This is a genomic window from Dietzia maris, from assembly GCF_014144855.1.
In the GTDB taxonomy this organism is placed as follows: Bacteria; Actinomycetota; Actinomycetes; order Mycobacteriales; family Mycobacteriaceae; genus Dietzia; species Dietzia kunjamensis.
In genome coordinates this window covers 1-4,812 of the sequence record NZ_JAALDN010000214.1, presented here as the reverse complement: position 1 = coordinate 4,812, position 4,812 = coordinate 1, and the positions used below count along the sequence as shown (strand labels likewise).

The 4,812-nt window shown below is 71.1% G+C and carries 6 protein-coding genes; 2 read left to right on the top strand and 4 right to left on the bottom strand.

Annotated features, from left to right (window positions below; all coding sequences use genetic code 11):
• Positions 1-287, bottom strand: a 287-nt coding sequence (locus G6024_RS07545) for a phosphoenolpyruvate carboxylase (RefSeq protein ID WP_235027804.1), incomplete at its 3' end; no start/stop codon positions are given.
• 95 nt (positions 288-382) lie between these two features.
• Here G6024_RS07545 and G6024_RS07540 point away from each other — a divergent pair.
• A complete protein-coding gene (locus G6024_RS07540) occupies positions 383-832 on the top strand; it encodes a DUF4870 domain-containing protein (RefSeq protein WP_159148395.1) in 450 nt (149 codons plus the stop codon).
• Between the two features lie 43 nt (positions 833-875).
• Here G6024_RS07540 and G6024_RS07535 read toward each other — a convergent pair whose 3' ends face one another.
• Positions 876-2,438 carry an AMP-binding protein gene (locus G6024_RS07535; RefSeq protein ID WP_235027803.1) on the bottom strand — a complete coding sequence of 521 codons (1,563 nt, stop codon included), beginning with the start codon at positions 2,436-2,438 and terminating at the stop codon, positions 876-878.
• Positions 2,439-2,613: 175 nt separating this feature from the next.
• Here G6024_RS07535 and G6024_RS07530 point away from each other — a divergent pair, with 175 nt between their 5' ends.
• Entirely contained in the window at positions 2,614-3,468 is an 855-nt protein-coding gene (locus tag G6024_RS07530; RefSeq protein WP_069390008.1) for a tyrosine-protein phosphatase, read from the top strand.
• A gap of 16 nt (positions 3,469-3,484) precedes the next feature.
• Here G6024_RS07530 and G6024_RS07525 read toward each other — a convergent pair whose 3' ends face one another.
• The gene (locus G6024_RS07525; RefSeq protein WP_182640336.1) at positions 3,485-3,868 is read right to left on the bottom strand and encodes a hypothetical protein; all 384 of its coding nucleotides are present in this window, start codon (positions 3,866-3,868) and stop codon (positions 3,485-3,487) included.
• Positions 3,869-4,146: 278 nt separating this feature from the next.
• Positions 4,147-4,812: PD-(D/E)XK nuclease family protein (locus tag G6024_RS07520; RefSeq protein ID WP_182640335.1), on the bottom strand; the 666-nt coding region annotated here is incomplete at its 5' end.

Here is a 4,812-nt window from a genome sequence, read left to right as displayed (position 1 = left end):
CGGATGACGGGGATCATCTCGGTGGCGGGCACATCGGTGAACAGGGCCGCCACCTCGTCGCGGTCGGCCTCCGAGCGGCGGACGGCGAACGCGGTGCGCCGGGCGGTCTCCACCAGGTCGAAGATCTTCCCGCCCGCCTGGTCGCGCACCGTGTCGCCGAGCACGGCTCCGAGGAAACGCACGTCGTCGCGCAGGGGCCGCACGGCGTCGTCGAGCCGCTCGGAATCGTCCGGCTCGGTCACGCCCGAGGCGGTGGCGGGCACGTCGGATCTGATGGGATCGGCCATGGCTGCCACAGTAGGCGCGCCGTGTGACATCCGCGTGACCGAAGACCCGGGACATCCCCGATGCGCGGATCCCTTCCGGCGAGGACACTGGAGGCATGACCCAGCAGCCCGGCTACCACCAGTACGGCGACCACCAGTTCGGACAGAGCGGGTACGGCGACCCCCGGTACGGGAACCAGCCCCCGGCCGTCGGCCCGGACGACCGCACCCCCGCGGCACTGGCGCACGCGTCCAGCCTCATCGCGATGGCGCTCTCGGCCGGGTGGCTGTCGTTCGTCGGCCCGCTCGTGATGTGGCTGATCTACAAGGACCGCAGCCCGTTCGTCCGCCAGGCCGCCGCCGGGTCGTTCAACTTCAACCTCAGCCTGTGGATCATGAGCATCGTGGGCTGGATCTTCATCCTCACGGTGATCGGCCTGCCCATCGGCCTCATCCTGCTCGCGGTGTCCTTCCTCGCGCAGATCATCGGCCACGTCATCGGCACCGTTCGTGCGACCCAGGGGCGGACGATCAGCTACCCGTTCCAGCTGCGCGTCCTGCGCTGAGCGCGCTCCCCGGCCAGCGGCCGAGCCCTCACGCCACCCGCCGTCACACCCCCACGGGCCGGCGCCCGTGGAGCTCGTACTCGGTGAGCAGGGCCTCGCGGTCGGCGTCGGTGAGCGGCCGGTAGACGTCGTCGTCGCCCGCCGCGCCGCCACGCAGGTAGACCACGCCGGGTTCGAGCTGGATGGCGGCCATGACCTGGTCGCCGGTGCGCGGGTCCGGGACGGGGTAGACGGCCACGACGAGCACGCCGGGGAACCGGTCGAGGATGCGCTCGACGGGCCCGGCGGAGAAGTTCTCGCTGTCCACGCGGATCCTGTCACCGGAGCGGCCGGCGAAGTAGAAGTACCCGTCCGCGTCGCGGTAGCCCAGGTCACCGGTGTGGAAGACCTCGCCGACGTTGCGTTCGGCGGTGGCCTCGGGGTTGCGGTAGTAGCCCTCGAACAGCTTTGCGCCGGTGACGTTGCAGATCTCGCCGATCGCCTCGCCGGCGTTGACCAGGCCGCCGTTGGCATCGAACTCGGCCCTGGGGCATTCGTTCTCATCCGCGTCGAGGATCGCGACGTCCATGTAGGCGCCGGCCACGCCGAGCGCGCCGGGCGGGGTGTCCTCGGTATGGCTGATCACCACACCGCCCTCGCTGCTGCCGTACGACTCGAGCGGGGTCACGCCGAAGCGGCGCTCGAACTCGGTCCGGTCGTGGACGGAGGCCTCGGTGCCGAAGACGACCCGCAGGCGCGTCTGCTTCTCCTCGGGCACCTCGGGCTGGGCGAGGATGTACGACAGTGACCGGCCGACGTAGTTGAAGTCGCTGGCATTGTACCGCAGCACGTCGGGCAGGAACCCCGAAGCGGAGAACTTGCGGCGCATCGCGAAGGTACAGCCCACGTACGCCGACGGGGCGAACGCGGCGAAGAGGGCGTTGCCGTGGAACAGCGGCATCGCGCTGTAGGCCACGTCGTCGCGGACGAGGCCCCGGTAGTTGATGGTGCCCATCATCGCCATGCGGCCGGTCGAGCACATGACGGCCTTGGGGGCGCCGGTCGAGCCGGAGGTGAACAGCAGTGCCAGCAGGGTGTGGGGGTCGCGCGCCTCGTCGGGGTGGAGCCTGGGCTCGGCGCCGGCGTGGTCGGTGAGCAGTCCGCGCCACTGCTCGGAGTCGATGTCGAACTGCGCGGCGGTGCCGGTGTCCAGGCCCTCGAGCAGGGCGGTGCCGTCCGAGTCGGTGACGATCACGTCGCAGTCCACGCCCCGGATGTCGGAGGCGAGCTCGGCGCCGCGTCGGGTGGGGTTGATGCCGACGATGGACACGCCCGCGAGCGCGGCCCCGCACAGGACGAACAGGTACTCGGGCACGTTCTCCAGCAGGATGCCCACGTGGAGGTGCCGGTACGGGGCGGGTCGGTCGGCGTACGAGCCGGCGTGCTCGTCAGCCCAGTTACGCAGGATCTCCGCGCGGACGGCGGCCTCGGCGACGAACTCGCGCCAGGTCCACGCGGAGTCCTCGAACAGCAGTCCCGGGTGGTCGTCGGTGGAACGCTCGATGAGGATGTCGCCGAACGTGGCGTGCTGCATGTCGTGCCCGGGATTGAAGTCTGCTGTGGTCATGAGATCGGACACTAGGCGACCGGGCCCCGTCGCACAGGCGAAACGGCCAGCAATATTGACAGGTGTCAGCCTCGGTGGTCACCGGCCCACTCGGTGGGCGTGTCCGGCCGGCATCGGGTAGGAACGAGACGACGGCGCACCACGTGGGCGCGCGGGGATCAAACAGGGGCGTGGGATGGTCGGCGAACACGGCGGGAACGTCGACGTGGACGAGGGTGTCGTCCGGGGATCCGACGACGACGAGGTCGGCCTCGACCGGGACGGATTCGTCGTCAGCGATGTCCGACTCACCAGCGTCCACAATTTCCGGGACGTGGCCGGCCCGGGCTACGCACTCCGTCCGTCCGGGTCGATGGCCCGCGGTCTCGTCTACCGGTCCACGACCCTCGCGGTGGGCGACGACGACCTCGCGGTGCTCGAGAAACTCGGCGTCTCGACCGTCGTCGACCTGCGCACCGGCGCCGAGATCGACAAGCAGCCCGACGTCGTCCCCGCCGGGGCCGAGTACCTGCCGATCGACGTGCTGGGCGGGCACACCTCGGCGGCGACCCTCAGTGCGTCCGGCCTGGCCGGGGCCGAGGAGGCGCGGCGCGAGATGGCCGCGACATACGAGCGGTTCGTGGTGGGTGATCACGAGCGGCGGGCGTTCGGTCGGGCCGTCCACGCCCTGGCCGTGTCGTCCGGCCCGGCGATCGTGCACTGCACGGCGGGCAAGGACCGCACCGGGTGGGTCTCGGCGCTTCTGCAGTTGGTGGCCGGTGTGCGCGAGGAGGACGTGATCGCGGACTACCTGCTGACGAGGGAGATGTCCGCGGACTTCGTCTCCTCCATCCGTACCTATGTGCAGTCGGAGATGCCCGACAAACTCGAGGCGATCGAGGTGCTCATCGGCGTCGAGGAGGCCAATCTCCGCCGGTCCCTGGACGCATTGGCGCGAGAGTTCGGTGACGCGCGGCGGTATCTCGTGGAGGGCGCGGGAGTGGAGGAGGCGGCTGTCGACGAGTTGTCCGCGCGGTTCAGGCGGGGCTGACCAGGATAGGGATGGCTCAGGCGGCGATGACCAGCGCTCCGACGACGCCGCCGAACCCGATCGCCTGGAGCGTGACCGCGATCGTCCGCCCGAGTTCGGTGCGGGCCGCCGCGTGGACCCGGGGGCCGGCCAGCGTGACCGCGAAGACCATGACGATGGCCGCGACCGCGGTGAGCGAGCCGGCCAGCTTGGACGCCACCCCGTAGACCGCGGCGATGCCGATCAGGCCGCCCGCCAGCGCGGCGATGATCGTCGTCAGTGGCGCCGGGAGGACGGTGGCATGGGGGGCGTCGACACTGCTGGCGTCGACTCTGCTGACGCCGGGCGTGGTGTCGACGTCCGGGTGAGGCGCGCCGGTGTCGTCCGGCCGACGTTCCTCGAGCATGAGGGTGTTGCGCATACCTCGGACCCTACGTACTGATCCGGGCGTGAACTTCGGTCAATCCTGTGGGTTCGGTTCTACCGGTATAGGCACTGGTCAGGGCGTCGCGAGCCGACCGAGAGATGGGTCACATGAGGGCTGCTGCACGGAACCTCTGCCCTTGCGCCGGACGCGGGATTCCGACGTGGATCTGCTGGTCGAGCTCTACCAGGCGTTCGTCCCGGTCGCGGGCGGTTGCCCGGTGCGGAGGCACCTGGGCCGACCGCGGCGGGGCTCGCCCCCGCAGGGCCGTGTCGTCAGCCCAGGTCGCGGGCGACCACGGTCGGGCGGGCCCCGCGGCAGAAGACCAGCTCGATCCGCCCCACCGGTCTGCCGGTGGGGCCACCGAGCAGCTCGGCGTAGGCGCACAGCTGGAGCAGGTACTCGTCGACGGTGTCGGTAGTGACGGCGACGTCGGTCTTGTAGTCGATGATCGTCAGCGAGCCGTCGGCTTCCTCCATCACGAGGTCGACCACCCCGTCCACCGCCACCGTCGTCCCGTCCGCGGTGGCCAGCGGCCCTGCCACGGGTAGCTCGGCCCAGTGGGTCCGGGTCGCCGCCCGCCGGACGGGCTCGGAGGTCAGGGCAGTCCTCGCGACGGAGACCATCTCGGCGACGGCTTCCGGGTTGCGGCTCCCGCGCAGCCCACCTCCCAGCCCGAGAGCGATCAACTGGTCTGCCGCCCACCGCTCCCACTCCGCGACCGCGGAGACGGGGTCGGCTGTCGGTCCGTGCAGCCGGGTCAGGTCCGTGTGCTCGGCCAGGTGGTGGACCGCCGTACCGACGTCGGGTCCCGAGGCCAGTGGGGTGCCCCGCGGGGCGGGCGGCAATTCGTCCGATCGCGTCGGGGCCGGGCGGAACCGATCGCGCAACGCGGCGGCCAGTCGTTCGGGGAGGGGCCGCGGCTCGGCCGCCTCGTCGCG